Raw genomic sequence first — 25,993 nt, 5'->3', positions numbered from 1 at the left:
TTACTTTTGTATATCACAGCGGTATGGTTATAAGCAAGCAAAAGGAAGGGATGGTACGCGATCATGGATTCAGTTGGGCCACAAGACCCCTCCCTGTATCGTCAGTTCTTCATGGAACGAGACGCCTTGGCCCGGCACCTGGGCATCTCCCTCGACGAAGTGGCGCCCGGTTACGCCAAAGCGAGCCTGCGGATCACTCCGCCGCTTCTGAATGGAAAAGGCGTCACCCACGGCGGTACGATCTTTACCCTCGCCGATATCGTCTTTGCGGCGGCCAGCAACATCCACGGCCCGACGGCGCTCGGGTTGAACGTCAATATCAGCTATATGAAAGCCACTTTCGAAGGCCAAACCCTCACCGCTGTCGCCAGGGAGGAAAAGAAAACGCGCAAGGTGGGCTTTTACCGGATCGAGGTCCGGGACGAGGAGGATGATTTCGTCGCCGTAGCGGAAGGGATCGTATACCGGAAATAAGTCCCTTGCCGCTTTTCGGCAACAGATATGCACCGTTATTTCCATTGATGGCTTATAACTGGTTTGTTTGTTTTCATATGCGACATGGCAGATGTCCATCGATAGTACCATCAATCCGGCGAAGGCGGCGATAGGATGGAGAGTCGGACAGGCGCCGGCCTATCTTACGATTCAGTGAATACACCGTACTGGTTTATCTTTTTTGACGGAAAGTTGCTCATCAAGGATGTGGCGGGTTCCGTGGTTATCCCTTCCCAAGGGGATATGGACGCGATAACGGCGGAACTGACCGGTGCGTGCCCCATCGGGCTGACCTGCCGATCCGATTGTTACGTGGCCACCCTGGCTGATGGGGCGCCGCCAAGGGGCTACGCCTTTATCGACCTGCGGCGGCTCTACGGGCAGATTGCGGACAGCCTCTTCTGGACGGCGATCCGGGCGCTCCATATCTGGACATGGCTGAAAAAGAATCACTTTTGCGGCTGCTGCGCAAGCCGCCTCCAGATGTCTTCCCAGGAGATGGCGCTGCAGTGCGAACGCTGCGGACACCTCGTCTATCCCCGGATCTCTCCCGCCATCATCGTCGCCGTCACGCGAGGCGATCAACTCTTGCTGGCGCGCCCCCATCGGGTTCCAGCGGTCTCTTGGCACACAGTGATCGCCGGTTTCGTCGAACCGGGGGAGACGCTGGAAGAGTGCGTGCGGCGGGAGGTCAGAGAGGAAGTCGGCATCGAGGTCGACCGGATCCAATACTTCGGCAGCCAGCCCTGGCCCTTTCCCGATTCGCTCATGGTCGGTTTTACGGCCCAATACGCCTCCGGCGAGATCACCATCGATCCTAGGGAGATTATCGAAGCAGACTGGTTTTCTGTCGACAACCTGCCGCCGCTGCCGGCGAGCTTCAGCATCGCCAAGCGGTTGATCGAATGGTTTGTTTCTACTCATCGCCAAACAAGCTGATTCCGCCTCCGGGCCGAGCCTGCCGACGGAAGAACAAAGTAAGAAGCGACAAGAGGATGTCATTTCCCTCTTGTCGCTTCTTGCGTTGATTCGTTTATTCTACCGGTTTGCGCTACTGCGCTATTCGCTCATTTTGTAATTCTACGGCTCCGTTGGTCTGCTGTCAGAACCGGCTTACATCCGGGTGCGGATGCGTTCCAGCGCCTTGACCGTGTTTTCCCGGGTGCCGAAGGCGGTCAAACGGAAATAGCCTTCGCCGCTGGCGCCAAAGCCGGCGCCGGGCGTGCCGACCACGTTGGCCACGCGGATCAGCTTGTCGAAGAAATCCCAGGAGCTCATGTTGTCCGGCGTCTTCAGCCAGATGTAGGGGGCGTTGACGCCGCCGAAGACCTTGTAGCCGGCCTCGACCAGTCCTTCGCGGATGATCCGGGCGTTTTCCATGTAGTACTGGATGGTCTCTTTGACCTGCTGCTTGCCGGCTTCCGTGTAAATGGCCGCCGCCGCCGCTTGGACCGGGTAGGAGACGCCGTTGAACTTGGTCGTCTGCCGGCGCAGCCAGAGGCTGTTGAGGCTGTAGGCTTTGCCCGCCCCGTCATAGGCCATGACTTCTTTGGGCACGACGGTGAAGGCGCAACGGTTGCCGGTGAAGCCGGCCGTTTTAGAGAAGCTGCGGAACTCGACGGCCACCTCGCGGGCGCCTTCAATCTCATAGATGCTGCGGGGGATGTGCGCCTCCTGGATGAAGGCCTCGTAGGCGGCGTCATAGAGGATGATCGACTTGTTTTCCCGGGCATAGTCGACCCACTGCTTCAGTTCTTCTTTTGTCATCGTCATACCGGTGGGGTTGTTGGGGAAACAGAGGTAGATCATATCCACCCGTGTCTTCGGCAGTTCCGGCTTCATGCCGTTGGCTTCTGTGCAAGGCAGGTAGACGATGTTGTCAAACTGGCCTTTTTCATTGTAAATGCCGGAACGTCCGGCCATGACGTTGCTGTCCACGTAGACCGGATAGACGGGATCGGTGACGGCGATAATGTTGCCCAGGCCCAGGATCTCCTGGAAGTTGGCTGTATCACACTTGGAGCCGTCGCTGACGAAGACCTCGTCCATATTGATGGTGACACCGCGCGGTTTGTAGTCGTTTTCGATGATCTGCTGGATGAGGAAATCATAGCCCTGCTCCGGGCCATAGCCACGGAAGGTTTCCGCGCGGCCCATCTCGTCGACGGCTGTTTTCATGGCCTCAACGACGGCCGGCACGAGGGGACGGGTGACATCGCCGATGCCCAAACGGATGATATCCGCTTCAGGGTTGTCCTTCTTAAATTGATTCACTCGCCGGGCGATTTCGGAAAAAAGATAGCTTCCCGGAAGCTTCAGGTAATTCTCGTTTACCAGCGCCACGTTGTTCAGCCCTTTCTTGTACATACGTTAGCATTAATTATATCGTTGCCAGATCTTATTTTTCAACCCTTCGCGATGCGGTCACGCCTCTTCCCGCTCAACGAACAGGGCCTGAACGCTCATTCGCTCAGACCCTGTTCTCATCAAGGGCGATCCTCCCGATGGATCCCCCCGCTGCTTATAAGGAGAACTTGCCTATGGCGGCTTTCATCTCTTCCACCATGTTCGCCAGCGTGTGGCTGGACGCCGTGATCTCCTGGATCGCTGCCAGTTGCTCCTCGGCGGCGGCGGATACGGTCTGCGCCTCTCCGGCGGAATTGCGGCTCAGATCGTCGATTCGTTTCACCGAACCGACGATCTGCTGGCTGCCCGAGGCAATCTCCTGGATGGACACAGATGTCACCTTGACCTGCTCCGATACGTCCGTAACCAAACTGGCGATTTCTTGGAAGGCGGCGCCGGCGTCGTTGACCATCTCGGCGCCCGTCTTGACGACTTGTGTGCCTTCGTTCATGGCGGAAACGGCTTTACCGGTATCGCTTTGGATTTCGCCGATCAACTGGGCGATCTGTTGGGCCGCCTCCTGGGACTGCTCGGCCAGTTTGCGCACCTCCTCAGCCACCACGGCGAACCCTCGGCCCTGCTCACCGGCTCGCGCCGCCTCGATGGCCGCATTCAGCGCCAGGAGGTTTGTTTGCCCGGCAATTCCAGAGATGGCGTCCACAATCTGGCCGATCTCTTTTGAGCGTTCCCCCAGCTTGGCGACTACTTTGGCGGAGGAGTTCACCGTCTCTTCGATGCGGCCCATCTGGCTGACCGCCCTGGAGACCGCTTGTGCGCCCCTTTGCGCTCTTTCGGCAGCCTGTCCGGACTGCATCGACACCTGATTCACATTGGCCGCGACCTGCTGGATGCTAGCGGAGATCTCCTCCACAACAGAAGCCGTTTCGTTTGTCGCGCCCAATTGTTCATCGACGGCCGTGGAGACTGTGATGATCGAGTTCGCGATGTGTTGCGCCGCTTGGGCTGATTGATCGGAACTGGCCGTCAGAAGCTCAGCGGAAGTCGCCACTTGCTCGGTGGCGCCATTGACTTTCACGATCAGGCTGCGCAAATTGTGGGCCATTTGCTCGAAACTCTGTCCCAACCGGCCAATTTCGTCGTTCGTGTCGATCTCCAGATTGGTCACAGCGAGTTCGCCGGCAGCGATACGGTTCGCCGCCATTTCAAGCATCTGGATCGGTTTGGCGATGCGGCGGGCATACCAGGCAAAGATCGCGCCAGCCAAAACCAGCACCACGACCGTCGTGATCACCGAGATGATGGTGAGCCTGCTCAATTGCCCCGTCACTTCCGACACAGGCACCGTCACGGCGAGGGCCCAGCGCAATCCCGGAACCGGCGCATAGGCGTAGTATCGTTCGACGCCTTTGGCCTGCAAGATTTCAATCCCCTTACCCCCATTGATCAGCCGTTCCGTAATGGCCTTCCGCCCTGGATCGGCTTGCGGGTCTGTTAACGGGTTGGCTTTCATCGCCACTTCCGGGTCAGGATGAATGATCGTCAAGCCGTCACGCTGTGCAACCAGGGCATAGCCCGACTGCCCTACCTTGATGGCCAACACCCTTTTTGATATGTCTTCCATGTTGATGTTTCCAATCAAGACGCCTGTCACCCTGCCGTCCACCTTTACAGGTACAGCAATGACACTCACCAGGCGATTTGTCACCTTATTCACCAGCGGATCGGAGATAACGCTCTCTCCTCGTAGGGCCTCCTGAAAATAACCTCGGTCGGTCACGCTGCTCGTCACGCCAGTGGATGTGATTAACGCGCCGTCCGGGGAGGCATAGGCGACTCCGTCAAACAGGTCATTGTCCTTGTCCGCGTTGACCAAATTTGGCGCTATCGCCGCTTTGTCACCGCTTTCCAAAACAGGCGTTGATGCCAACATGTGCAACTCCGCCTTGCGCGATTCAAACCAATCACCGATGTCGTTTGCCCCATTGGTGGCCATCTCCGCCATCTCTTGCTCCACTTGGGCTGAGATAACCTGCTTGGCTTCCCAATAATTCAGCCCCCCCAGCGCGGAGAGTGAGATCAAAAACATGACGAGCACCGTCGTGATGAGCTTTTTTTGAATGCTTCCCATTCTACGACACCTCCTGCCATTCTTGCTCCGTGTCCTAGTCCTTCGCGCGAGTGGTACACCGGCTTTCATCAAGCGAAAAGCGCCACTTGCGTTTTTTTATCTTTTTTCTCTGCTGTTACGTCAATCTCCTCTTTTAATCGGAACGATTATCACTTTTTAGGAATCGACCGATTGCAGCATTTACGGAAGAAAAAAGATCGCTTTCGCGCTGTCCATGGTAGACGAGCGTGAAAAGCGATCCGTTCGATTCCCTATCTTTTGATCGATGCTTTATATCTTGAATTCTCCAACGACTACCGTCATTTTTTCGAAGCTGTCTCTCGTCGAGGAGACGATCTGGGAGACGGCGTTTGCCTTTTCTAACACCAGGGTGGCTTTTTCCGCGATCTGTTGCGTGCTTTCTGCGGACTCGTTGTTGGCGCAGGAGATTTCTTCAATCGCCTTCATCATGTTTTGAATCGATTCGGCGAGGACTTCGGCTGTGCCGCTAAAATCGGAGACCAGGGTGTTCACGTATTCCGCGTCCTGGAAGTACTGTTCACCCGTATTGATCAGGGCGGCATAGTCCTTGATCACCTGCCTTTGAATGAAATCGAGGACCTGTTCGGCGCTTTCGGAAAGATTCTCCACAGAGGCGATCACCTGATCGGCGACCTGCTGGATTCGTGTCACCGTATTCTTGGAGTCTTCTGCCAGCTTGCGGATCTCGTCGGCAACGACCGAAAAGCCCCGCCCCGCCTCCCCGGCTCGCGCCGCTTCGATGGCGGCGTTCAAGGCGAGCAGATTCGTCTGGGAGGTGATTTGCAAGATGGAATCAGAGAGCACCCGGATCTGTTCAATGGCCTTCGATTGTGTGATGGCCTCCCGTAACCGGGATTCCACTTCCATATGGGTCGAATGGGCCACCTGCTCCGACTGGACCGCATTCGCTTTTAACTGTTGCGCTCGTTTGCTGATCGCCAGCACCGTCTCTGCGCCGTCATGGGATTTCTTGGCAATGGAGAGGACGGCCCGTTCGATCTCGGTAGAGGTGGCGTTCAATTCTTCCGTCGAGGCGGCGGTCTCCTCCATGCTGGCCGATAGCTCTTCCGTCGCCGCTGAAATGTCGGAGATGTCCCCGTTAAGCTCGTTCATGTGATTCTTTGCCGTATGGGCCAGCGTCGTCGATGTATTCGCTTCTCCGACGATGTTGCCGATGATTCGTTTTACCGCGTTCTGCATCGTATCCATCGATTGGGCCAACCGGCCGATCTCATCGGTTCTCGCCAGGTTCTCAGCCGAAACGGCACGGCTAAAGTCTCCCTTGGCGATTACCCCCATCCGCGCGATCGCCCGGTTGATCGGCTTCACCACCGTCGAGATGGCAAAGTAGACAAGGGTCAGCCCAATAAGAAGCAGGGCGACAGAAAGCAATAACACGACGACCTTCAGTTGATTGATCCCGTCGAAGACTTTCGCCTCCGGCGCCGTGATCGCCAGTGACCATCCTGTCGAATTGACGGGGGCGTAGCCCATAAATTTTGATATGCCCTTGTATTCGTATTTGCCTGTGCCCGAGTTTCCCGTCGCCATCTCTTTTTCAATCGCTACCAGGGAGGCGAGATGGGGATCTTGTTTTAGATTCTCAAAGTCATTATCCATGGATGTGACCAGGTCTTTATTGTAGTGAGCGATTTTAACACCGGATTTGCTGATCATAAACGCCTGGGTTGAATCATCGGGGTGGATCGCATTCGTGATCTCACTGAGCTTGGTTCCGTCGTACAAAGCGACGAGCACGGCCACTACGCGGTCATTGTCTTTAACCGGCACGGCAAAGGAGACGACAAGGGCGTTGTCGTCTTTGCTGATCAGCGGCTCTGACACGGCATTGGCACCGGCGAGCGCCTTTTTAAAGTACTCCCTGTCACCGATATTGCTCTCTTTCCCGGTTGTCGAGACTGCCTTTCCACTTGGTTCACAAAAGGCCATCATCTTATAGCCGTGTCGTTTCATTTCCGCCTTGAGTATCGCCATTTTATTGTCCAACGGTTCACTTTGTTTTTTCATCCCCTCTATTGTGGCGATGGTTTCCAGCGCGATGAAGTTGCTCTGGATTTCTTTGTCGATCACGATGGCGTATGCGTTGGCCAGTTCGGTCAGCGCACCGGATGTTTGCGCGGTTAACGTGGAAGAAAAATTGTAGAATGAGATGATAGAAATACTCGTACATACGGCGAATAAAATGGCGCCGACAAGACCGATCATTTTAAATTGAATGCTGTTGAATCTGCCCATTTCCCAGCCCACCTACCGTTCCTAACGTAATCGCCCGTTCCGGCTCCTATAGGGCAAACTTTTGCACTGCCGCTTGCAACTCTTCCACCATGGTCGCCAACGTGTGGCTGGACGCGGCAATCTCTTGCATGGAGGCCAACTGCTCCTCTGCGGCGGCGGAAACGCTTTGGGCCTCACCGGCGGAATTCTTATTGAGATTTTCCATCTCTTTGACCAAACCGACGATGTGCTGACTGCCTGCGGCAATCTCCTGAACGGACAGGGCGATCTGCTTCACCTCAGCCGACACGTCGGTCACCAAACCGGCGATTTCTGCAAAGGCGGCGCCGGCGTCGCCGACCATCTCGGCGCCTGTTTTCACCACGTCTGTGCCATCGTTCATGACCACAACGGCCTTATCCGTATCCCCCTGGATTTCACCGATCAACTGGGCAATCTGTTTTGCCGCCGCCTGGGATTGTTCCGCCAGCTTTCGCACTTCCTCGGCCACGACGGCAAAGCCCCGTCCCTGTTCGCCGGCCCGCGCCGCCTCGATGGCTGCGTTAAGGGCCAGGAGGTTGGTTTGCCCGGCGATTCCGGAGATGGCATCGACAATTTGGCCGATCTCCTTCGACCGCTCGCCCAATTGGGTCACCACTTTTGCGGAGGCATTCACCGTCTCCTCAATACGAGCCATTTGGTTGACCGCTTTTGTGACGGCCTGTCCGCCCTTTTGCGCCCGCTCCGCCGCCTGCCCCGATTGGTGCGCCGCATGATTCACATTGGCGGCCACCTGCTGAATGCTGGCGGAGATCTCTTCCGCCACAGAAGACGTATCGTTCGCCGCCCCCATCTGTTCCTCCGCGGCCGTCGAAACGTTGACGATGGCGCCCGATATGTGATTGGCCGCTTCGGCCGCTTGCTCCGAACTCGCCGTCAGTTCCTCGCAGGAAAGGGCCACTTGTCCGGTCGCATCGTTCACTTTTTGGATCAGACCGCGTAAATTCTGCGCCATCTCCTCGAAGCTCTGCCCAAGCCGGCCGATCTCATCGTTTGTGGCGATATTCAGTGTTACCTGCGATAGATCGCCTGCGGCGATGCGGTTGGCCGCCGCCTCCAGCGATTTGATGGGCATGGCGATCCGGCGGGCGTACCAAGCGATGATCACAGCCGCCAAAACCAAGACCACCAGTGTTGTCACCGTGGAGATGACGGTTAGCCGGCTCAACTGCCCCGTCACTTCCGCGACCGGCACCGTCACGGCCAGCCCCCAACTGATCCCTGGGACAGGCGCATAGGCGTAATAGCGCGCCACCCCATTTGCCTGTAAGATGTCGATTCCTTTTTCCCCATTGGCGAGCGCCTGGCTGACTCTCTTTCGCCCGGGATCGGCTTGGGGATCTGTCAAATAATTCACTTTCATGGCCATCTCTTGATTGGGATGAAGGATCGTCAGGCCGTCATGCTGCGCCACCAGGGCGTAGCCGGTCTGCCCGATTTTTATCGACAAGATGAGGTCCGTCAAATCCTTCATATCCAACGAACTGATCAGCACGCCCGTCACTTTGCCGTTTTGTGTGACCGGCACGGCCATCATGACACATGGGTTGTTCGTAATCTTTGATACCAGAGGATCGGAAATCGCGATTTCCCCTTTTAGGGCTTGTTGAAAGTAGCTGCGATCAGCCACACTCCCCGTCGCCCCCGTCGAAGCGATGTAGGCGCCGTCCGTGGAGGCGTAGGCGATGGAATCATAGTCATCATTGGTTTTTGCCGCATTGGCGAGAAAAGAGACCATCGCTGCTTTCTCCCCACTGAGCACGACGGGATCCACAGACATGATTCGTAGTTCCGATTTGCGCGCCTCCAGCCAATCGCCCATATCGTCGGCCGAGTCGGCGGCCATTTTGACCATTTCTTCCATTACGGTGTTTGAGATGATCTCGGAAGCCCCCCAATAGTTGAGGCCACCCAGCGCGCTGAGGGCGATCAAAAAAACGAGGAGAATGGTCGTCGTCAGCTTTTTCTGAATGCTTCCCATAGGCTACGTTCCTCCCTTATTCATACCAGCTTTCCAATCAGCAAATCGCGTGTCGTTACATAACGCCTCAAGCGCCTCTTCCAAAATCACTTCCATGGCGCTCTCGACGAGATTCGGATCGAACTGGATGCCGCTGCACCGCCGTATGGAACTCATCGCCGCATCGGGGGACATGGCCTTGCGGTACGGCCGGTCATTGGTCATCACGTCAAAGGCATCCACAATCGCCAATATCCGGCACTCGAGCGGTATCGCTTCCCCTTGGATCCCGAGGGGATATCCCCTTCCGTCCCACCATTCATGATGCGTCAGAATTAAATAGGAAATGGGGGCCAAATCGGGCGATTCGCAGGCGATGCGATAGCCAATGAGACTATGTCGCTTCATGAGGGCATATTCTTCGTCCGTCAATGCGGTCGGCTTATTTAGGATGTGATCCGGTATGCCTACCTTGCCGATATCATGAAACCGAGCGAATAATCGTAGGTCTGCCAGTTGGGTCCAGGACAGCCCGAGTCGCCTCCCGATTTTCTCCACCAGCTCCTGCAATCGTTGCGTGTGTTCCTCCGTGATTTGATCACGCGCTTCCAACGCTTTCATCATCGTTTTCACGATGGCGCTTCGCAGGCTTTGCCGTTGGTGCATTTTCTGGCGATTCATGGCATGTTCGGCTTCTTTGCATACATCGGAGAGGTGTTTGCTGCTGTCATTCTGGATCGCCCAACCGACGGAGACATTGACCGGCAGTTGTGGATGGTCGCGGCAATACTCCTCAATCCTGCCGAGAAAGGCGCTGATGGCTGATTCAAGGGATGCTCTTTCAGAAAGATCGCAGAGGACGGCAAATTCATCACCACCAATTCGAGCGACCACATCGTTTTCTCCGGCAAAGGTCTTTCGCAGCGCTGTTGCCACAACCAGTAAGGTCTCATCACCGACCGCATGTCCCAAGGTGTCATTGATCAGTTTCAGTCCATCGAGGTCACACATGAATATCCCTTGCGCGCCTGAGGTATGGGGCGCAGGGCCAGCGATCATCTCCTGGAAATACATCCGGTTATACACGCCGGTCATCAGATCATGACGACGTAAAAACTGCACCTGCTCATGGGACAGGCAGATTTCTGTCACATCACGCAGGAGCATCAACACAGAAGTGGAACTGACTTTTGTGAATCGCGCCTCCCGATGGCGCCGTTTTCCACGGAAGGCGATGTTATAGGGATAAAACTGGCGTTCGCCGGTGACGAGCGCCCGGTTGATGCAATGCAGGTAATTTTGCACAATCTCCGGCGGCAAGCGCAACTCGCCGATATTCATTCCGCAGGCCTTGGTCTCTAACGGGATCGTCGTTTCGAAGTCCGTCGCAGTTTTAGATTCCAAAATAACGCCGTCCCGATCGAACAGCACGAGGGTGTCGGGGATCACATCGATGACGGCCTGTTTCTCCCTCACTGACTTACGGACACTTTCATGAATGAGTGGGGCTTCGCCATCGGGCGCATAAAGAAAACTCTCTTGTTCAGAAAAAGGATGTTGCAAAAGAACCTCCCTTCGCATCTCCCCCATGCCTTCGCCTCCTTGTGAAACCGCTGTCCGCATACATTCCGTGCGGGATCGCCCATCCAGGCTCACCTACTGATGGCGACACCTTTGACAAAATTCATATCAATTATTGGTTTAATTATTGCAAATTCTCCAAAATGTACTATTACTCAATCTTAGAATAGTACATTTATCCAGGAAGAACATCTGCCGAAAGATATACAAACCCCATACAAGACTAAGTCATTTCCATTTATTTCAAAATAATGCTTCAATAATAAATATACAATTACAATGCAAACAACAGAGGAAAACGGCTTCTTGCGCAGAAATTGAATTTACAATATGTTCCGGATTCAAATCCTATTCACCGGGTGATGTATGATGAGCGGCGATCCAAATCGTCCACATATCCTTATCGTCGATGATGAAGAACTCAGTTTGACCCTGATGCGCCGCATCTTGCAGGCGCAATATGAGATCACCACAACCAGCGATCCCCTCCAGGCCTTACGGCTGATCGAAGAGGGCCCCTTTTGTGTGGTCATCTCCGATTATCTGATGCCCATCCTCAACGGCATTGACCTTTTTTCCCAAATTTACGCCCACAACGATGCGATCCAGCGGATACTGGTTACCGGGCATGCCGAAATCGAAATGGCCATCGACGCCGTCAACCGGGGTAAAATCACCGGCTTCTTGATGAAGCCCACGTCCATATCGACAATCCGCACGGTCGTCGAAGAGGCCGTCCGCACCTATATGCAGCACGCCCACAACCGCACGCAAGAAAAAGCTGCCCCCGGAGGCGGCAGCCGAAAATCAAGTGTCCCCCACCGGGACTGTGTCCGGTTAACGCGAAAAGAGAGGGAAGTCCTCACCCTGTTGGCGAAAGGCTACTCGAATGAAGAAATATCCCATACCCTGCATATCGCGATTGGAACCGTGAAGTGCCATGTTACCAATCTGTTTAGTAAATTCGACGTAAATAAACGGGCCAAACTGGTCGCCGTTGCCGTCGAACAGGGCTTGATCAAGTATCCCTACACCCAGTAAGGGCATTTCTCGATTTGCCTACCAGTTGACGCAGGCTGTTCAGCAGCGACGTTCGCTCCCACGGTTTCTGCAGGAAGGCTTCACACGTTCCGTCATGTAAGGCCTTCACAACCTCTTCATCTTCAAAATAGCCGCTCATGATCACGCGAAGGGTGGCGGGATACTGTTTTTTCACGATGCGCAATAGTTCACATCCGTTCCCTTTTGGCATCCGCATGTCCGATACGATGAGATCGACGGGCTCCCGCGCAAAGATCTCAAGAGCGGCCTGCCCGTCTTCTGCCGTAACCACCGTGAACTCCCTTCCCCGGAGCGCCCGCTGAAGGGCGCTCAGAATGGCTCTCTCGTCATCAACAATCAGGATGGTTGCCTTCCTCATGTTCTCCACCCTCCGCAACGCCTGTCCTCTCCTGTTTCCGGGGCAATGCGACGATAAACTTTGAACCCTTTCCAGCGTCGCTCTCGACCGTAATCCCCCCGTTATGCCGCTGAACAACAATATCGTAGGAGATGCTGAGGCCCAAGCCGGTACCCTGACCTACCGGCTTCGTGGTAAAAAAGGGAACGAATATATTTTTTAACTGCTCTTCATCCATCCCAATCCCGCTATCCTCGATCGAACAGTAGACATACCGCTCATCATGCCAGGTGGTTGCCTGAATCAACCCCAACTCGCTTTGATGCCTCCCTTTGATCGCCTGCGCGGCATTGACGATAAGGTTGAGCAACACCTGGTTGATCTCGCCGCCGTCGGCTTCAATCACGGGGATATCGCCCAGCCTGCATTCGACGGTCGCGCAGTGTTTGATTTCGTTTTGAGCAACGATCAAAGCGCTTCTCAGGCCTTGGTTCATATCATAGGGCTCATGGATCTGCAGTTTTCGCAAATGAGAAAAAACCCGCATTTCTTTGACGATTTTACTCATCCGTTCGATGCCTTCCATCGTATCCCGAAAGAGTTCCGGAAGGTCTTTCAACACAAAGGTCAGATCATGCGCCGCTTCCATCTGGGCAATCGCATTCAATCGTTCCTGCATCGCCGGCTGGGCTCGACCCGTCAAGGCCATCGCGCCCAGTTCCTGGTATTCCTTTAAGAGGATCTGCATGAGATGGCAATACTCTTCCAGCATCTCCACGTTGCCTTTGACAAAACCCAGGGGATTGTTGATCTCATGGGCCACCCCCGCCGCCAATTGCCCGATACTGGCCATTTTCTCTTGTTGGATGAGTTGCTGTTGCGCTTGTTTGAGGGTATCGATGGCCGCTGTCAATTCGTCGTTTTTCTGCATGATGGCCGATTGATACCGCTGGAGTTCCTTCTCAATCCGTTTTCGTTCTGCGATTTCACGCAGCAGTTCCGCATTTCGTTGCTGCAGTTCCCGGTTTATGGCGAAATGCTCCGCATTGATGACCTTGAGATCCTGATTGGCAAGGAATAACTCCCGTGTTCTTTGTTGCACCTCTTCCTCCAACCGGTCACTGGCTCGTTGCAGTTCCTCCTCCGTCTGCTTTTGCCGGGCCGTCACCCTGAGCAGCATCGAAAGGAACAGGATAATCACCGCTGTATTGGTTGCTGCGACCCTTATGTACCCGGTGATGCGCTGATTGAGCTGGTAAAACACGTCCGCTTCTTCCATCCCCACCGATACGGCCAAGGGAAACCCCGGAAGCACGCGAAAACTATAGATCCGTGTTCCCCCATCAAGGGCATCATTGGCAATGCATTTTCCTTCTTTTTCGGTACGAATGCTTTGGTAAAGGACGCTCGCGCCGATATCCTCTCCTGCCTCTACCGTCGACCCGACCTGCCGCGCCCGCACGAACCCATCCAACCCGATCACCTCGAGGGATGTCCCCGGGTTCAAATCCAAATCCCGATAAGGTTCAGTAAAAAATCCCGGGGAAACCGCCGCAAGGACGACGCCGCCAAAAGAACCATCGCGCTTGTTGATGCGCCGCGACATCTCCATGACCTTTTCTCCTGTGCCTGCCGCCTGTACGGTCCTGCCCATATACAGCCCGCCGCCAGGCTCCTTGTGTACGACGAATGCGTCATGGAACGTCAACTCTTTTGCGTCTCGAAAAGGCAGGCTCCCGGCGATGATTTCTCCGTCTTCTCCCACGATTCCAAACTGAACCATATCGGAGAAGTCGTACCCCGACTCGCTGATGATTCGTGAAAGATCGATTCGTCTTCCCTTTTCCTCAACTTCCCGTTGTGCAACCCATAAAATATCATCCACATCTTTTAGGACATGGTCCGTCTGTTTGCCAAAGCCGAAGGCGTAGTTTTCTACAATCCGAGATGCATTGTCCAATTCCGCCTCCCGTTCGCTCTGGATTTTGTAATACATCCCAAACCAGTTCGACGAGATCAAAAAGAGGCCGAATAGCAGGGTTACGGTGGTCGATTTACGTATCGCCGGCGATGCCTCCGTCAGCAATGATCTTATCTTTCCGTAATTCAATCAATGTCCTCCATCTCTGTTACATGCAAAGCCGCTGCGCTTGTGGATCTTATGATATTTATACCATGGCTCCGGTGGCCGTTATTGAAATACAAAAAAAGGTTGCTTGCATCTAATTTATATGGTGTATGTTCAACAGTCAACTTGTTGTTGTATTCAATCCTCCGGTTACGAACACAAAAGAGGGAACACTCCCCGTTCATCGGGAGCGTTCCCTCTTTTGCCTCTATCGTGACCCCATCCTGTTCTGTTGCCCTTCGTCCGTCTCGGGCCGCCCCACCGTCATCCTATCGGACGAGCAACCCCGGCAACGCTCTCGGTGGCCTTGACCGTTTGTCGCCTATAGGCTTTGGGACGCTCTATCAATGTTTTCCGCGATCTGCGCCAGTTCCTGCGCCGCCCCGCTGAGTTGCTCCGTCGTCGACGCCTGCCGGTCGCTGAGCGAAGCGGTCTCATCCAATTGCGCCAGCATCTTCGTCGCCTTCTCCGCGATCCCCGAGAGGATCTCCTTGATTTCCTTTACCGACTGGGCGCTGTTTAAGGCCATTTTCCGAATCTCTTCGGCCACCACGGCAAACCCGCGTCCACTCTCTCCGGCGCGAGCCGCTTCAATGGAGGCGTTCAGGCCGAGCAAATTCGAGTTTGTCGCGACACTGTTGATAAACCGGAGGATGTCATCGGATTTTTTTACCTGCTCAAGCACTTTCAGCCCATTTTCTCGGACGCGGGAAAACTCTTGGGCCAATTGACTCGCTGTGGCCGCCAATTCCTCTGTCGAGGCGGCCAGTTCTTCACTGGTTGCCGTGATCCGCTGCGCCGAATCTTTAAGATTGACGAGCCCCTTTAGGCTGACGCCGACACCGATGCCACCGATGACAACACCCCGGCTGTCTTTGACAGGGATCCCCGTTGCTCGGTAGGGGACGCCAAAAACTTCGGGCGGCACGGTTACCGTTTTTATCGTGCCGGCTTCCATCGCCTCATAGATGGCATCCCCCTTTGCAATTTTGGATCCAGCCGAGATGGGCAGCTTGTAGCTGGAATCTTTTGGGGGGAAGTAGGCCAGGAATTTTTCCCGATCGGTGACCCCCACCATACAATCGTAGGGCAATACGGCCTGAAACACCGGTCCTAAATGAATCGCGCTCAGAAGGACATCCGTTTCGCTTCCGTTTTCCAAAACCGTTGAGACGTAATTCATAGGCACCCTCCTGTCTCAATATTTAATCCACCAATGAGGGAACATCCCATTTGAAACAATTTTTACACCCTATCCATTCAAGGCTATTTTTCCTTTTTCGCTTATTACGTAAGTGAGGCAACCCAAGTTGTTTTTCCTACAATTGTAATCCCTTATTTTGAGGATAAGCATATAGTAACGTTGAATGCGTTTTCAGTATAGCATTCTTCTTCTAGTGCAGTAAGTCTCTTTCCGCTGTGATATGATGTTTATATAAGGATATCTTTTTGCTTTAATTTTTTATTAAAGTGCAGGAATTTATCGACAAGAGCAGAAGAAATGAATAGCTACATTCGTCAGAAAAATTCGGTGAAAAGCAGTTCCCTGCTCTTCACCGCCTCAGGGTGGTGGGTTTGATTCGTTGAAACGATTGTGAATATGTTTTTTTACCCAAAGTTCCAGTTTTCCTTTCGCAGATGATAAGGGCGTTACAGGTGATACAGTAAGGGAGGAACCTGCCGATGGATTTAAAAAAGAAGCTTGCCCTATTGATGTTGCTTTTTTGCGGACTCCCCTTGCTTCTGTTCTCCTTCATCACCAAAACCATGTTTGCGGCGAATCTCGAAGACGCTGAAAAAGAGATCAGCTTCGGGAAGTCAAGAGAGGTGCAGTTGGAGATCAGTGGGCTCATCGACAAAAATATGGCCTTGCTTCAGTTGTTGGCGAAGACGGATGCCGTCCGAACCTTCGATCTGGAAAACGCTAAACCAATATTGACCGAAACGAGTAGGCTATATCCCGATCTAAATCCAATCAGCATCGATAATGAAAAGGGTAAGCAGATCCTCAGAAGCGACAACTCGAAACTGGTCGATGTGGCGGATCGCAAGCACTTTCAGCAGGCCATGCAGGGGAAACAGCAGGTCATCTCTGAGGTATTGATCAGTAAGTCGAACAATCACCCCATTGTCGTGCTGGCCACCCCCATCTATGAAGCCGATGGGAAAACAGTCAAAGGGGTGATGCAAGGAACGATCGACCTCGGTCGCATGCAAGAGTTTGTCACACAGCGCACCACCAATGATCTTGCCGTGTTTGTCGTCGATAGCGAAGGCAAGCTCCTCGGCCATCCGCGCATCTCGCTCGGGGACAACCAACTGGATTTGAAAGATCGCCCATATGTCGCGCAGGCCCTCGCCGGCGCCAGCGGAACCGTAGAGACTGTCGATGAACGAGGCCAACCTGTGTATGTCCATTTTATTCGAGACGCTCGAACCGGTTGGATCATCTGCACCGAGTTATCGGTTGCTACAGTGGAAGCAAAAAGCACCCGCTTGATCACGCTGCTCTTTGCTTTAATGGTGGGCATCCTCACGCTCGCCGGCGTGGCCGTCTTTTTCATTGCGAACAAAGCCACGAAGCCGATTCGTTCCCTCCAAAAAGCCGCCAACGCCGTCGCCTCGGGAGATCTCAGCGTAGCGACATCCAGCGGCGATTCGAACGACGAGATCGGTCAACTCGCCCATTCCTTTGAGACGATGGTGGCCAATCTTCGCCACCTGATCGGAGCGGTGAAGGAAAACGCCACTGGCGTGACAACCGCTTCCGGCCAAATGGTGATCGCTTCCGAGCAGACCACCGCGGCAACCAATGATATGGCCGAGAACATTCAGCGCGTATCGCAAAGCGCCGAGGAAACAGCAACCAGCGTGGACGCTACGCGGAACTTGATGGAGCAATTGTCCCTTTCCCTTGACCATGTTAAGAGAAAAGCAACCACAGCCGCCGACAGCGTTCATAAGACAACGGATCATGCCACCTTTGGCCGAACGCGGTTAGAACAGGTGAACCGGCAGATGCAAAGCATTCAAAAAACGGTTCATGCGGCGTCGTCGGTGGTCAATGCCTTAGGTGAGCGGTCTCAGACCATCAACGGTTTTGTCGAGGTGATCTCCGGAATCGCCGAACAGACCAACCTGTTGGCCCTCAACGCAGCCATCGAGGCAGCCCGTGCCGGTGAACAGGGGAAGGGCTTTGCTGTTGTCGCCCAAGAGGTTCGCAAGCTGGCCGAACAATCGGGCCATGCGGCTGCGGAAATTCAACAGCTCGTGTCCCAGATCCAGCGGGAGACCGACCAGGCCGTCGCTTCGATGAACGAGGGATCGACCGAGGTCGAGACGGGGACCCAAGTGGTGGTAGAGGCAAACCGCTCATTCGAACAGATCTCCACCGCCATCGCAGGCGTGCTGACGGACATTCAAGAGGTCTCCGCTTCGGTTCAACAAGTGGCCGCCAGCGGCGCTGAAGTGGCGCAGCATCTCCGCTCGATCAAGACATTCGCCGACGCCTCTTCTGCCGGGGCGCAAAACATGGCCGCCGCTGTCGAAGAGCAAGTGGCCACGATGGAGGAAATCATCGCATCGGCGCAAACACTCAGCAAAATGGCTGAACATTTAAACCAGATGGTGCAGCAGTTTAAAACCCAGTAACAGGATCGCTGCATCACGGGCGAAAGAGTCGCCGGTCGATGACTCCGGACGGCGGCGTGTCGATGACACTAGACGGCGCCGACACGCCACGTCAAACCGATGAGATGAAAAAAAGAGGGAACGCCTCCGGTTGATTCCGGAAGGGTTCCCTCTTTGCTATGGCACGATTATGGCTCGACTTTTTTTCTGCATATCATCTCGCAGCAGTCATCACCGTCCAAGGTGTTCTGGAGATGGGCATAATCGCTGTTTTCATGAAAGGCGCTGTACTTCGCTTGATCGACGGCGCAATAAAGGCGGCCGATCTTTTGAAAGCCCTTCTCCTTCCAGTGGGCGGCGAAAGGGCAGTAGGTCACGCGGACGTGGGATGGATTCGTCGCTGAAAGTTTTTCCACATCCCAACCAAAGGCGGGCAAATCGGGGAGCTTGGTGTAACTTTCCGGCTCGTCCGGAAAACCCTGCCCGAGCACCTTTTCGCGGTGCTGCCGACCCCGTTCCTGGCCGTAACGCCATACGGCATTCTGGATGATCTCAACGCCCTTTGCTTCCCCGACCGCATCGATGATCTCCTGAGAAAAATGCCGGTAAAGCGCCGCCATCATGTCGGCCATTTTGCGCACTTCCCGCTGGGCCGCGTCAAGAGGAACCATTTTCTCTTCCATGGGCAACCACCTCGCCTCCTCTCTGTCATCAGTCTTACAAAGATAACCCCTGACAATCGTAGTATTGGACGAATGCCGGGCTGTTCCTTCTCGCCCAATGGCAGCGTATTTTCTTGGGCGAGTTTGTTTCATCTGTATTTTACTTGAGTGCGGTGTGAAGTTCTCAACTTGCTTCGGCCTCGCCACAGGACGAACACCCCCGCTTTAGCCAGATTCAGCGTTCGGGACTTCCCCTTACAGACAACGCCTATGGCGGGCAGGCAGAAGAAAAGACGGCTTCATCGCTGAAACCGCCCTCCCCCTGCCTCCACTGCACACGCTGCTTGGGTGGCGTTGCGAAAGACTCACACCTTGAACTTGTTGACAGCGGCCTTTAGTTCATCGGCCATTTTCTCTAACTCTTCACTGGAAGAGGAGATTTGTTCGATCGATGCGGACAGTTCCTCCGTCGCCGCCGACACGGTTTGTGTCTGGCCGGCGGCGTCCTTGCTAAAACGGTCGATGTCTTTCACCGAGGTGACGATCTGCTGGCTCCCCGAGGCCATCTGCTGGATGGCCGCAGAGATCTCGCTGACCTGGGACGAAACTTGATCGATGAGCGTGACGATCTCTTTGAAGGCTTTTCCGGCGCTGTTCATCACATCGGCGCCGACTCTCACTTCACGGCTTCCGTCCTGCATCGCCACCACGGCCTGGCTCGTCTCGACCTGGATTTCCGAGATCAATCGCGCAATCCGCTGGGCCGCCTCCTGGGACTGTTCCGCCAACTTGCGCACCTCTTCGGCGACAACAGCAAACCCTTTGCCTTGATCGCCGGCGCGCGCCGCCTCGATGGCCGCGTTCAACGCCAGGAGGTTGGTCTGTCCGGCGATCCCGGAAATCGTATCGACAATCTGGCCGATCTCTTTCGAGCGTTCGCCAAGCTTTGTCACCACCTGAGCCGAACTGGAGACGGTTTTTTCAATGCTGCCCATCTGGTTCATGGCCGCGTTGACCGATTTATCGCCTTCTGCTGCCGCTTTGGCTGTTTTTTCGGCGACAGTGGAGACGGCATTGGCATTGGTGGCCACCTGCTGAATACCGGCGGACATCTCTTCGATGACCGCCGTGGCTTCACTGACCGCATGGACCTGCTTATCGGCCCCTTGGGCCACATCGGTAATCGAAGCGGCGACCTGATTGATCGCTTGCGCCGATTGCCCGGCGCTGGCGCTCAGTTCGGATGTGGATGTGGAGACATTCTCGGCGCCCGACAGCACCTGGCTCATGATCCCCCGGAGGTCGGCTAAAAACTGATTGATCGCCTTCGCCAAATCGCCGATCTCATCTTTGGCGTCCACTTGGATCTTTTGCCGCAGATCGCCGCCGTTTTGGGCCAGTTTCGTCAGTTCTTCATACAGAAGATTGACCGGTTTGGTAATGACGCCGGTGATCAAAAAAGCGAAGAGAAAGGCGAGCAGGCCGCCCACGGCGCCGCCGCCAAGCATGGTTAGCTTGGTCTTCGCCTCGGTCTTGTGAAGTTCGTCGGTGCGCTTGACCAAGAGGTTGCTTTCCTCCGCATTGATGTCGGCTAGGAGCTTGCGCATGCCGTCCATGCTCTGCTTGCCTTTTCCCGCCTGCACAAAGGCGAGGACGTCTTCCAGTTTCGCTTGACCGGCGCCCGCTTGACGCCGCAATTCAATCAGCCGATCCGCCTCGGCCTGTAGCCATTCCTTTTCTTGCTTGGTCAAGAGGGTAAGTCGATCCTGCTGTTTGGGGTTATCCGACGTCAGTTGTTTGATCTTATCAAAATGCTGCTGGAAGCTGGACTTGCCGCTGTTATAGGGTTCCAGAAACTCTTCCTTTCCCGTGAGGGCATACCCGCGTTCACCCGTTTCCATGTTGACTAAACTGGTCAACATCCCGTCAGCTTCGCGCATGACCTCGTAGGTGTGCACGTTTATCGCCACCGCATCGGACTCGGCGACAAACTGGATATAGGAAAATACGATCACCGAAAGCATGAGCACTGTTACCAGACCGAAGCCCAGGTATAGCTTTTTTCCGATTGGGAGATAACGAAAGTTCATTCCACTCAAGTCCCTTCACGTATGTTGTGCATCGATGTCACTGACGTCGTGGTTACTTGAACCCCGGTCTAAGGGACCTTGACTCTTTTTTTCGCGTCTCTCTCGTCCAACACGTCCTTTCACACACAATTTAATTTTAAACATCAATTCAATATTCGACATTCTTCTACAGCTTTTTGAGAAAGTCCTTCTTTTTACAAACGAACAAGCAGCGCCAAATAATTGCCAGGCTCTCGTCGACCGGCGTCATGGCCTCGCTCTTCTCAATCCTAAAAAGAAGTGGTAGATGGGCGCCAACATGGCAAACCCGTCGGCCAGTTCCTTCATATTTCCGACGGAAGGTTCGCGAACAGGGCCGCCACCGTTTGATGGCGTTGCAGCGCCTGCACGACCTTTTCGCTCGGCTGGGCATAGATCATGAGATCCTCCGATTCGCCGAATTCCGTCCGGACCGGAAAGGCCAGCTTCTCCCCCTCCAGGGAAAACTCGGCTTCCACACCCGCCTTGTTTCCCCGGGCGTCGAGACGGATCCACTTCTTTTCCCTTCCGATGTACACCGCGTTCAGCCCATGCACGACCAGCCAGGGCATCTGCTCATCATCCAACAGCAGCCTTTGATAACAAAAGCCCGCCGGGATCCCGGCGCATCTGAGCAAGGCCGCCAGCAGATGGGCTTTGGCGTAACAGATCCCCTGGCGGTGTTCAAGCACTTCCGAGGCCTTGCAGGTGACGACCTGCCCGCCGATGTCGGCCGAGTGGGCAATCTCGTCTCGGACGAAGTGATACATGGCGCGGACGATCTCCACGTCATCGTGGCTACCTGCCAACAACTGTCCGGCCATTTTGCGGATCGACGGGTTGTCCCAATCAATTACGTCCGAAACAGCGAGGTAGGCGTCTAGGTCAGAAGTCTCCGTGATTAACGCCAAGGCAGTCTTCCTTTCCACGCTCCCGATGGCGCCTGCAAATTATCGACGTTCATGAAATCGTACAATCTCTGAATTGAGAAAAACCGCTTCCAAGTCGTAGCGCCGCCTGACTGCCAACCACTTGACGACAAGGTCAACCGCTTTCGCGCTTCATCGCAAGCGTCACGACAGGCCTTTCTTCTTCCGATGAAATACGCAGACCGTTCCTCCGCGACGGAAGCATTTGTTGCAAGAAACGCAGAGTGGGCTGGTCACGTCCCCGCTCTGCCAGCGGTTCACCAGATCGCTCTCCCGGATCAGCGGCCGGCAAAGGGATATGTATTCGATGGCGGTTTGATTGATCAGATCCGTCAATGCGGCAACATTTCGGTTGCCTCCCACCAGGATCACCGGAACATCGATCTCCTCGGCGACTTGCGCCGCATAGGACCGAAAGTAGGATTCTTGTTCGGTCGTGATGGTCCGTACGGTCCCCTCATTCGGTCTCGACGAACCCAAGCCACCGCTGATTTCGATGGCGTCGATCCCCAATTCGGCCAACCGCTCGCAGACATACCGGCTTTCCGAAAAGGTCATCCCCTGATCCATAAAATCGTCACCATTGATTTTGGTGAGAACGGGGTACTCGGGGCCCACCTTCTCCCGAATGGCCTGATAGGTCTCGATGACCATCCTGGACCGGTTCTCGATGCCGCCGCCATAGCCATCGGTCCTGCGGTTATAGTGGGGCGTCAGGAATTTACTGAGCAGATAGCCATGGGCGCCATGGATTTGAACACCGTCAAAGCCCGCCTGTTTCGCCCGGAGCGCCGCATCGGCAAAGGCCCTTTGGGCGAGTCGAATGTCTTCGACGCTCATTTCCTGCGGGGTCGTCTTATAGAAGAGATCTTCCACGGCGCTCGGCCCCCACATGATCTTGCCATGGGCAGGAAAAGTCTGAGACCCCATGCAAGCGATTTGCAGGATGATTTTCGCATCGTACCGATGGACCGTTTCCGTCAGCCCTTTATAGTCATCGATAAATGAATCGTCATAGATGCCCATCTGTCCCGTTATCGGCTGTTCCAGGTCGCTGACATAGGCGAGCCCCGTGATCATGGCGCCAACGCCGCCTTTCGCCAGATTTTCATAAATCTGAAGGAGCGCGTCAGTCATGTGTCCGCTTGCATCGGCGACGCCATCGTGCGTGGCCGACCGGATGAAGCGATTTTTCAGTTGCATGCCGGCCAGTGTCGTTGGATCAAACAACGATTTCATGGGATCCTCTCCTTTTTTCTTCACGGTGCAAGGGCCTCTAGCTTTGACAGCAGTTCTGTCAGTTTAGCAAGCTCCTCTTCCCCCATGTATTCTTGGATCGATGCTTGCGCCTCTTCCCATAGCGCCCACGCCCTCCCGAGCAACGCATGCCCTGTTGCGGTGAGCGTGACCACTCGGGTGCGCGAGTCTTTGCCGGGGTTGACGGCGATGAGTCCGGCATCGGCCAAGGGCTTCAGATTGCGGTTTAAAGTGGTGCGATCAATCCGCATCGTTTTGGCCAGTTCGCTCATGGTCATCGGCTCTTGCTGATCCAGATTTCGCAGAAGCGCCATCTGGGCCGTCGTGAGACCGCTCGGCTGTAAAACCTCATCATAGAATTGGGTGACAGCCCGAGAAGCCCGGCGGACGTTCATGCAGTTACATGGGCTCGGGGGGTGAGGATAGCCGTTTTGAATGTGCGTCATGATGAGTATCGACCTTCCGGGTTGGCGTAATTCGTGTATATACACTTATCAATGTACCATCGTCTTTCCCCATTCGTCAACGCCCCTGCTGCGTGTTGTTGGGAGGGAAAATCGACTGAACAAACTGGTTGAGCCGATCGATGGCCGATGCTTTGACAGGATCTGGGGTTTTCGGGGTGAGTTGATAACAGACCCTCGGCGGCGGGGGATCGGAAAGCCTTTGGACGACAAATACATCCTTCTGGGCACATGCCTTTGCGATCGATTGGGGGACAATCGCCCATTGGCGCGCATCCCACATCAGCGAAAAGATCAGTGCGGCAGCATCGACTTGGAGGCAAGAGGGGCTGTTGGCATCCCACCACCGGTCGTGCCACATCTGATAGGATGGCCCCCAGTTGAAATAGATCTGCTGTTGGCAGTCTAATTCGAGCGGTGAAACAATATCCGCCGGTGTTCTCTCTTCTCCTCGGCGTCGAACGACCACCATCTCGTCCACATAAAAGGGCTCAACGACGATGCCGGGCGCCACCCTCTCCATCTTTACAAAGGCCACATCGATTTCTTTGCGCTCCATGCTCTCATAGGACTCCATCGTATGTTGCGTACAAATCTGCAAACGAACGGAGGGGCATTGTTGACTGAAGATCTGATAAAGCGGTGGCAATACATACACATTCAAACTGTCCGCGGCGCCGATCGTTAGGCAAACCTGCGGGCCTGTGGACTGTAACAGGGTAATTTCCCTTTTTAGCATATTCCACCGTTCCGCTAAGGTAACAAAGCTTTCTCCGAAAGGCGTCAAGCTGATCGTCGGGACGCCTTTCCTGCGTTCGACCAACGTTGCGCCCAATGATCGCTCTAAACCCTGCAGCCGATAACTGACCGTCGATTGTGACAGATGAAGCAGTTCCGCTGCCTTGGTCAGGCTTCGCGTTTGGATAATCGCCAGAAATGCCTCGATGCCCAATGTGTCCATGTCTTTCCCCTTCAAATATAGAACTTTTCGATATTGTATCACGGAATTATGCGTTTTACATGGCGCTCTTCAATAGATTACAGTTGGCGGGAAAGGAGCGGATGGCCTATCCACCTCGTTGATTCTAAAATGAAACCGATCATCGTCATCGCCCTGCTTACCGCCGTTTGCCTGATCGGCGACTCCATGCTATACATTGTCCTCCCGACCCATTGGCAAGAGGCCGGGCTAAGTTCCTTATGGGAAGTCGGCGTTCTCTTATCTATCAATCGTTTGATCCGATTGCCCTTGAATCCAATTGTCGGTTGGCTATACAAAAAAATCAGCACCCGACAAGGGGTGCTTCTCGCCGCTGCGTTGGCGTTTGCTACGACATTATCCTACGGATTTGTAAAAGGCTTTCTCCCTTTGCTCCTGATCCGGTGCGTCTGGGGCTTGGCATGGACCTTTCTGCGCTTGGGCTCCTATGTGGCCATTGTCGATTGTTCCACGGATTTGAACCGAGGCCATTCCATGGGGATGTTCAATGGTTTATATCGCTTGGGCAGCTTCGTCGGCATGCTGGCTGGCGGGTTCATTGCCGACTACTACGGTTTATACATGACAGCCTTGCTCTTTGGCGCGATCACGTTATTATCCATTCCGTCCGCTCTGCTCTGGGTTCCCACTTCCACGGACAAACGAACAAGCGGAGAGGAAAATACTTCGAATAAATCGGTGCTGTGGAAAAATCGAATGATCCTTCGGGCCTTACTCACTGGAATGCTGGTGGCCATGATCTTTCAAGGCATGTTCACGGCAACCCTGAGTTATCTGGTCCAAGCGCATAACTCCGCCATCATCAATATCGCTGGTTTTACCCTCGGGGCTACATCTCTCGCAGGGATTCTACAAGCCATACGATGGGGGTGGGAACCCTGGTTAGCTCCTTGGGTTGGGAAAATATCGGATGGGCGTTATGGCCGGGGAATGGTCCTCATCGCATCATTGCTACTGGCGATTTGTCTATTTGCCCTACTCCCTCTTGATATCCCGATTATCCCATGGTTGCTGATCGTCATCGGTATCCAACTGGCAGCAACCGCGCTGACCACGATTACTGATGCGATCGCTTCAGATGCAGCGTCATCTTCCTCGAAACTCCTCGTGCTGACCGCTTATTCGATTGCCATTGATTTCGGCGCCGCGATGGGGCCGTTTCTCGGTTATCTTCTTAACACATTTGTACAAGCCTATGCGGCTTATTGGGGAGCGGTAGGGACGTTGCTGCTGTTGACATTTGCTTGGCTTGCGACGGGTAAAGCAGCTAGAAGAATAATTTTCCTCAAATCTTAATAGGGGGGGCAACAGATGTTACTTGATGAAAAAAATGGCTCTTCGCTATTTTGTGTGGGTGAACATTTGTTTGGTGAAAATGTATCAACTTCTCGCCGGTGCTACACAAATCACCTGCAACCAGGTAAATGATGGAGATAAAGTTGCGTACTGACCGGTACCCTCGCGCTTTACGTTTGGCCGCCTGAATCACGCTATTGATCCCTTCTTGAAGCCCATTCGTAACGTTTGAGACGAACCACCGCAGGATGCCTTTCTCATGTCGTTTCATGC

At 54.4% G+C, this 25,993-nt stretch carries 19 protein-coding genes and 1 pseudogene; 5 read left to right on the top strand and 15 right to left on the bottom strand.

The window, feature by feature from the left end; all coding sequences use genetic code 11:
- Positions 1 to 63 precede the first annotated feature (63 nt).
- Positions 64 to 474, top strand: a complete 411-nt coding sequence (locus GTO89_RS15730; protein ID WP_235920528.1) for a PaaI family thioesterase — start codon at positions 64 to 66, stop codon at positions 472 to 474.
- Between the two features lie 135 nt (positions 475 to 609).
- Positions 610 to 1,434, top strand: coding sequence for an NAD(+) diphosphatase (gene nudC, locus GTO89_RS15725; RefSeq protein ID WP_161263052.1), 825 nt, complete (start codon positions 610 to 612; stop codon positions 1,432 to 1,434).
- A 174-nt stretch (positions 1,435 to 1,608) separates the two neighbouring features.
- Here the strand turns inward: nudC and GTO89_RS15720 are convergent, their stop codons facing one another.
- The 5 genes from GTO89_RS15720 to GTO89_RS15700 all read right to left on the bottom strand — a co-directional run bounded on the left by GTO89_RS15720 (position 1,609) and on the right by GTO89_RS15700 (position 10,856).
- On the bottom strand, positions 1,609 to 2,838 hold the full coding sequence (locus GTO89_RS15720; protein ID WP_161263051.1) for an LL-diaminopimelate aminotransferase: 1,230 nt from the start codon (positions 2,836 to 2,838) through the stop codon (positions 1,609 to 1,611).
- A 178-nt stretch (positions 2,839 to 3,016) separates the two neighbouring features.
- Entirely contained in the window at positions 3,017 to 4,990 is a 1,974-nt protein-coding gene (locus tag GTO89_RS15715; protein ID WP_161263050.1) for a methyl-accepting chemotaxis protein, read from the bottom strand.
- Positions 4,991 to 5,260: 270 nt separating this feature from the next.
- Positions 5,261 to 7,267 (bottom strand): methyl-accepting chemotaxis protein, encoded by a 2,007-nt coding sequence (locus tag GTO89_RS15710; RefSeq protein ID WP_161263049.1) that lies wholly within the window; start codon positions 7,265 to 7,267, stop codon positions 5,261 to 5,263.
- Between the two features lie 46 nt (positions 7,268 to 7,313).
- Positions 7,314 to 9,287 (bottom strand): methyl-accepting chemotaxis protein, encoded by a 1,974-nt coding sequence (locus GTO89_RS15705; RefSeq protein ID WP_161263048.1) that lies wholly within the window; start codon positions 9,285 to 9,287, stop codon positions 7,314 to 7,316.
- A 3-nt stretch (positions 9,288 to 9,290) separates the two neighbouring features.
- Entirely contained in the window at positions 9,291 to 10,856 is a 1,566-nt protein-coding gene (locus tag GTO89_RS15700) for an HD domain-containing phosphohydrolase (protein ID WP_161263047.1), read from the bottom strand.
- Between the two features lie 360 nt (positions 10,857 to 11,216).
- On the opposite strand from GTO89_RS15700, the gene GTO89_RS15695 reads away from it, so the two are divergent.
- Positions 11,217 to 11,888: a response regulator transcription factor gene (locus tag GTO89_RS15695; protein WP_161263046.1), complete on the top strand. Its 672-nt coding sequence runs from the start codon at positions 11,217 to 11,219 to the stop codon at positions 11,886 to 11,888.
- On the opposite strand, the gene GTO89_RS15690 is transcribed toward GTO89_RS15695, so the two are convergent.
- The 3 genes from GTO89_RS15690 to GTO89_RS17720 form a co-directional block, all read right to left on the bottom strand.
- Positions 11,866 to 12,267 carry a response regulator gene (locus GTO89_RS15690; RefSeq protein ID WP_161263045.1) on the bottom strand — a complete coding sequence of 134 codons (402 nt, stop codon included), beginning with the start codon at positions 12,265 to 12,267 and terminating at the stop codon, positions 11,866 to 11,868. The genes GTO89_RS15695 and GTO89_RS15690 overlap by 23 nt on opposite strands.
- Positions 12,239 to 14,356: an ATP-binding protein gene (locus tag GTO89_RS15685; protein ID WP_161263044.1), complete on the bottom strand. Its 2,118-nt coding sequence runs from the start codon at positions 14,354 to 14,356 to the stop codon at positions 12,239 to 12,241. Before GTO89_RS15685 ends, GTO89_RS15690 begins: the two co-directional genes overlap by 29 nt.
- Before the next feature lie 340 nt (positions 14,357 to 14,696).
- Positions 14,697 to 15,557: a methyl-accepting chemotaxis protein gene (locus GTO89_RS17720; RefSeq protein ID WP_161263043.1), complete on the bottom strand. Its 861-nt coding sequence runs from the start codon at positions 15,555 to 15,557 to the stop codon at positions 14,697 to 14,699.
- A gap of 500 nt (positions 15,558 to 16,057) precedes the next feature.
- On the opposite strand from GTO89_RS17720, the gene GTO89_RS15675 reads away from it, so the two are divergent.
- Positions 16,058 to 18,025 (top strand): methyl-accepting chemotaxis protein, encoded by a 1,968-nt coding sequence (locus GTO89_RS15675; RefSeq protein WP_161263042.1) that lies wholly within the window; start codon positions 16,058 to 16,060, stop codon positions 18,023 to 18,025.
- Between the two features lie 167 nt (positions 18,026 to 18,192).
- Here GTO89_RS15675 and GTO89_RS15670 read toward each other — a convergent pair whose 3' ends face one another.
- The 6 genes from GTO89_RS15670 to GTO89_RS15645 all read right to left on the bottom strand — a co-directional run bounded on the left by GTO89_RS15670 (position 18,193) and on the right by GTO89_RS15645 (position 24,385).
- On the bottom strand, positions 18,193 to 18,687 hold the full coding sequence (locus tag GTO89_RS15670) for an L-2-amino-thiazoline-4-carboxylic acid hydrolase (protein ID WP_161263041.1): 495 nt from the start codon (positions 18,685 to 18,687) through the stop codon (positions 18,193 to 18,195).
- 344 nt (positions 18,688 to 19,031) lie between these two features.
- Positions 19,032 to 20,756, bottom strand: coding sequence for a methyl-accepting chemotaxis protein (locus GTO89_RS15665; protein ID WP_235920527.1), 1,725 nt, complete (start codon positions 20,754 to 20,756; stop codon positions 19,032 to 19,034).
- Positions 20,757 to 21,079: 323 nt separating this feature from the next.
- Entirely contained in the window at positions 21,080 to 21,685 is a 606-nt protein-coding gene (locus GTO89_RS15660) for a transglutaminase-like domain-containing protein (RefSeq protein WP_204758280.1), read from the bottom strand.
- 162 nt (positions 21,686 to 21,847) lie between these two features.
- Positions 21,848 to 22,942, bottom strand: a complete 1,095-nt coding sequence (locus GTO89_RS15655) for an NADH:flavin oxidoreductase (RefSeq protein WP_161263040.1) — start codon at positions 22,940 to 22,942, stop codon at positions 21,848 to 21,850.
- Between the two features lie 20 nt (positions 22,943 to 22,962).
- Positions 22,963 to 23,406, bottom strand: a complete 444-nt coding sequence (locus GTO89_RS15650) for a MarR family winged helix-turn-helix transcriptional regulator (RefSeq protein ID WP_161263039.1) — start codon at positions 23,404 to 23,406, stop codon at positions 22,963 to 22,965.
- Positions 23,407 to 23,482: 76 nt separating this feature from the next.
- Entirely contained in the window at positions 23,483 to 24,385 is a 903-nt protein-coding gene (locus GTO89_RS15645) for a LysR family transcriptional regulator (protein ID WP_161263038.1), read from the bottom strand.
- Positions 24,386 to 24,514: 129 nt separating this feature from the next.
- Here GTO89_RS15645 and GTO89_RS15640 point away from each other — a divergent pair, with 129 nt between their 5' ends.
- Complete coding sequence (locus tag GTO89_RS15640; protein WP_161263037.1) at positions 24,515 to 25,720, top strand: MFS transporter; 1,206 nt, start codon at positions 24,515 to 24,517, stop codon at positions 25,718 to 25,720.
- 106 nt (positions 25,721 to 25,826) lie between these two features.
- Here the strand turns inward: GTO89_RS15640 and GTO89_RS18025 are convergent.
- A pseudogene (locus tag GTO89_RS18025) lies at positions 25,827 to 25,993 on the bottom strand (transposase); the annotation flags it as partial.

It is taken from the genome of Heliomicrobium gestii (assembly GCF_009877435.1).
GTDB lineage: Bacteria > Bacillota > Desulfitobacteriia > Heliobacteriales > Heliobacteriaceae > Heliomicrobium > Heliomicrobium gestii.
This window is presented reverse-complemented; position numbering and strand designations above follow the sequence as displayed.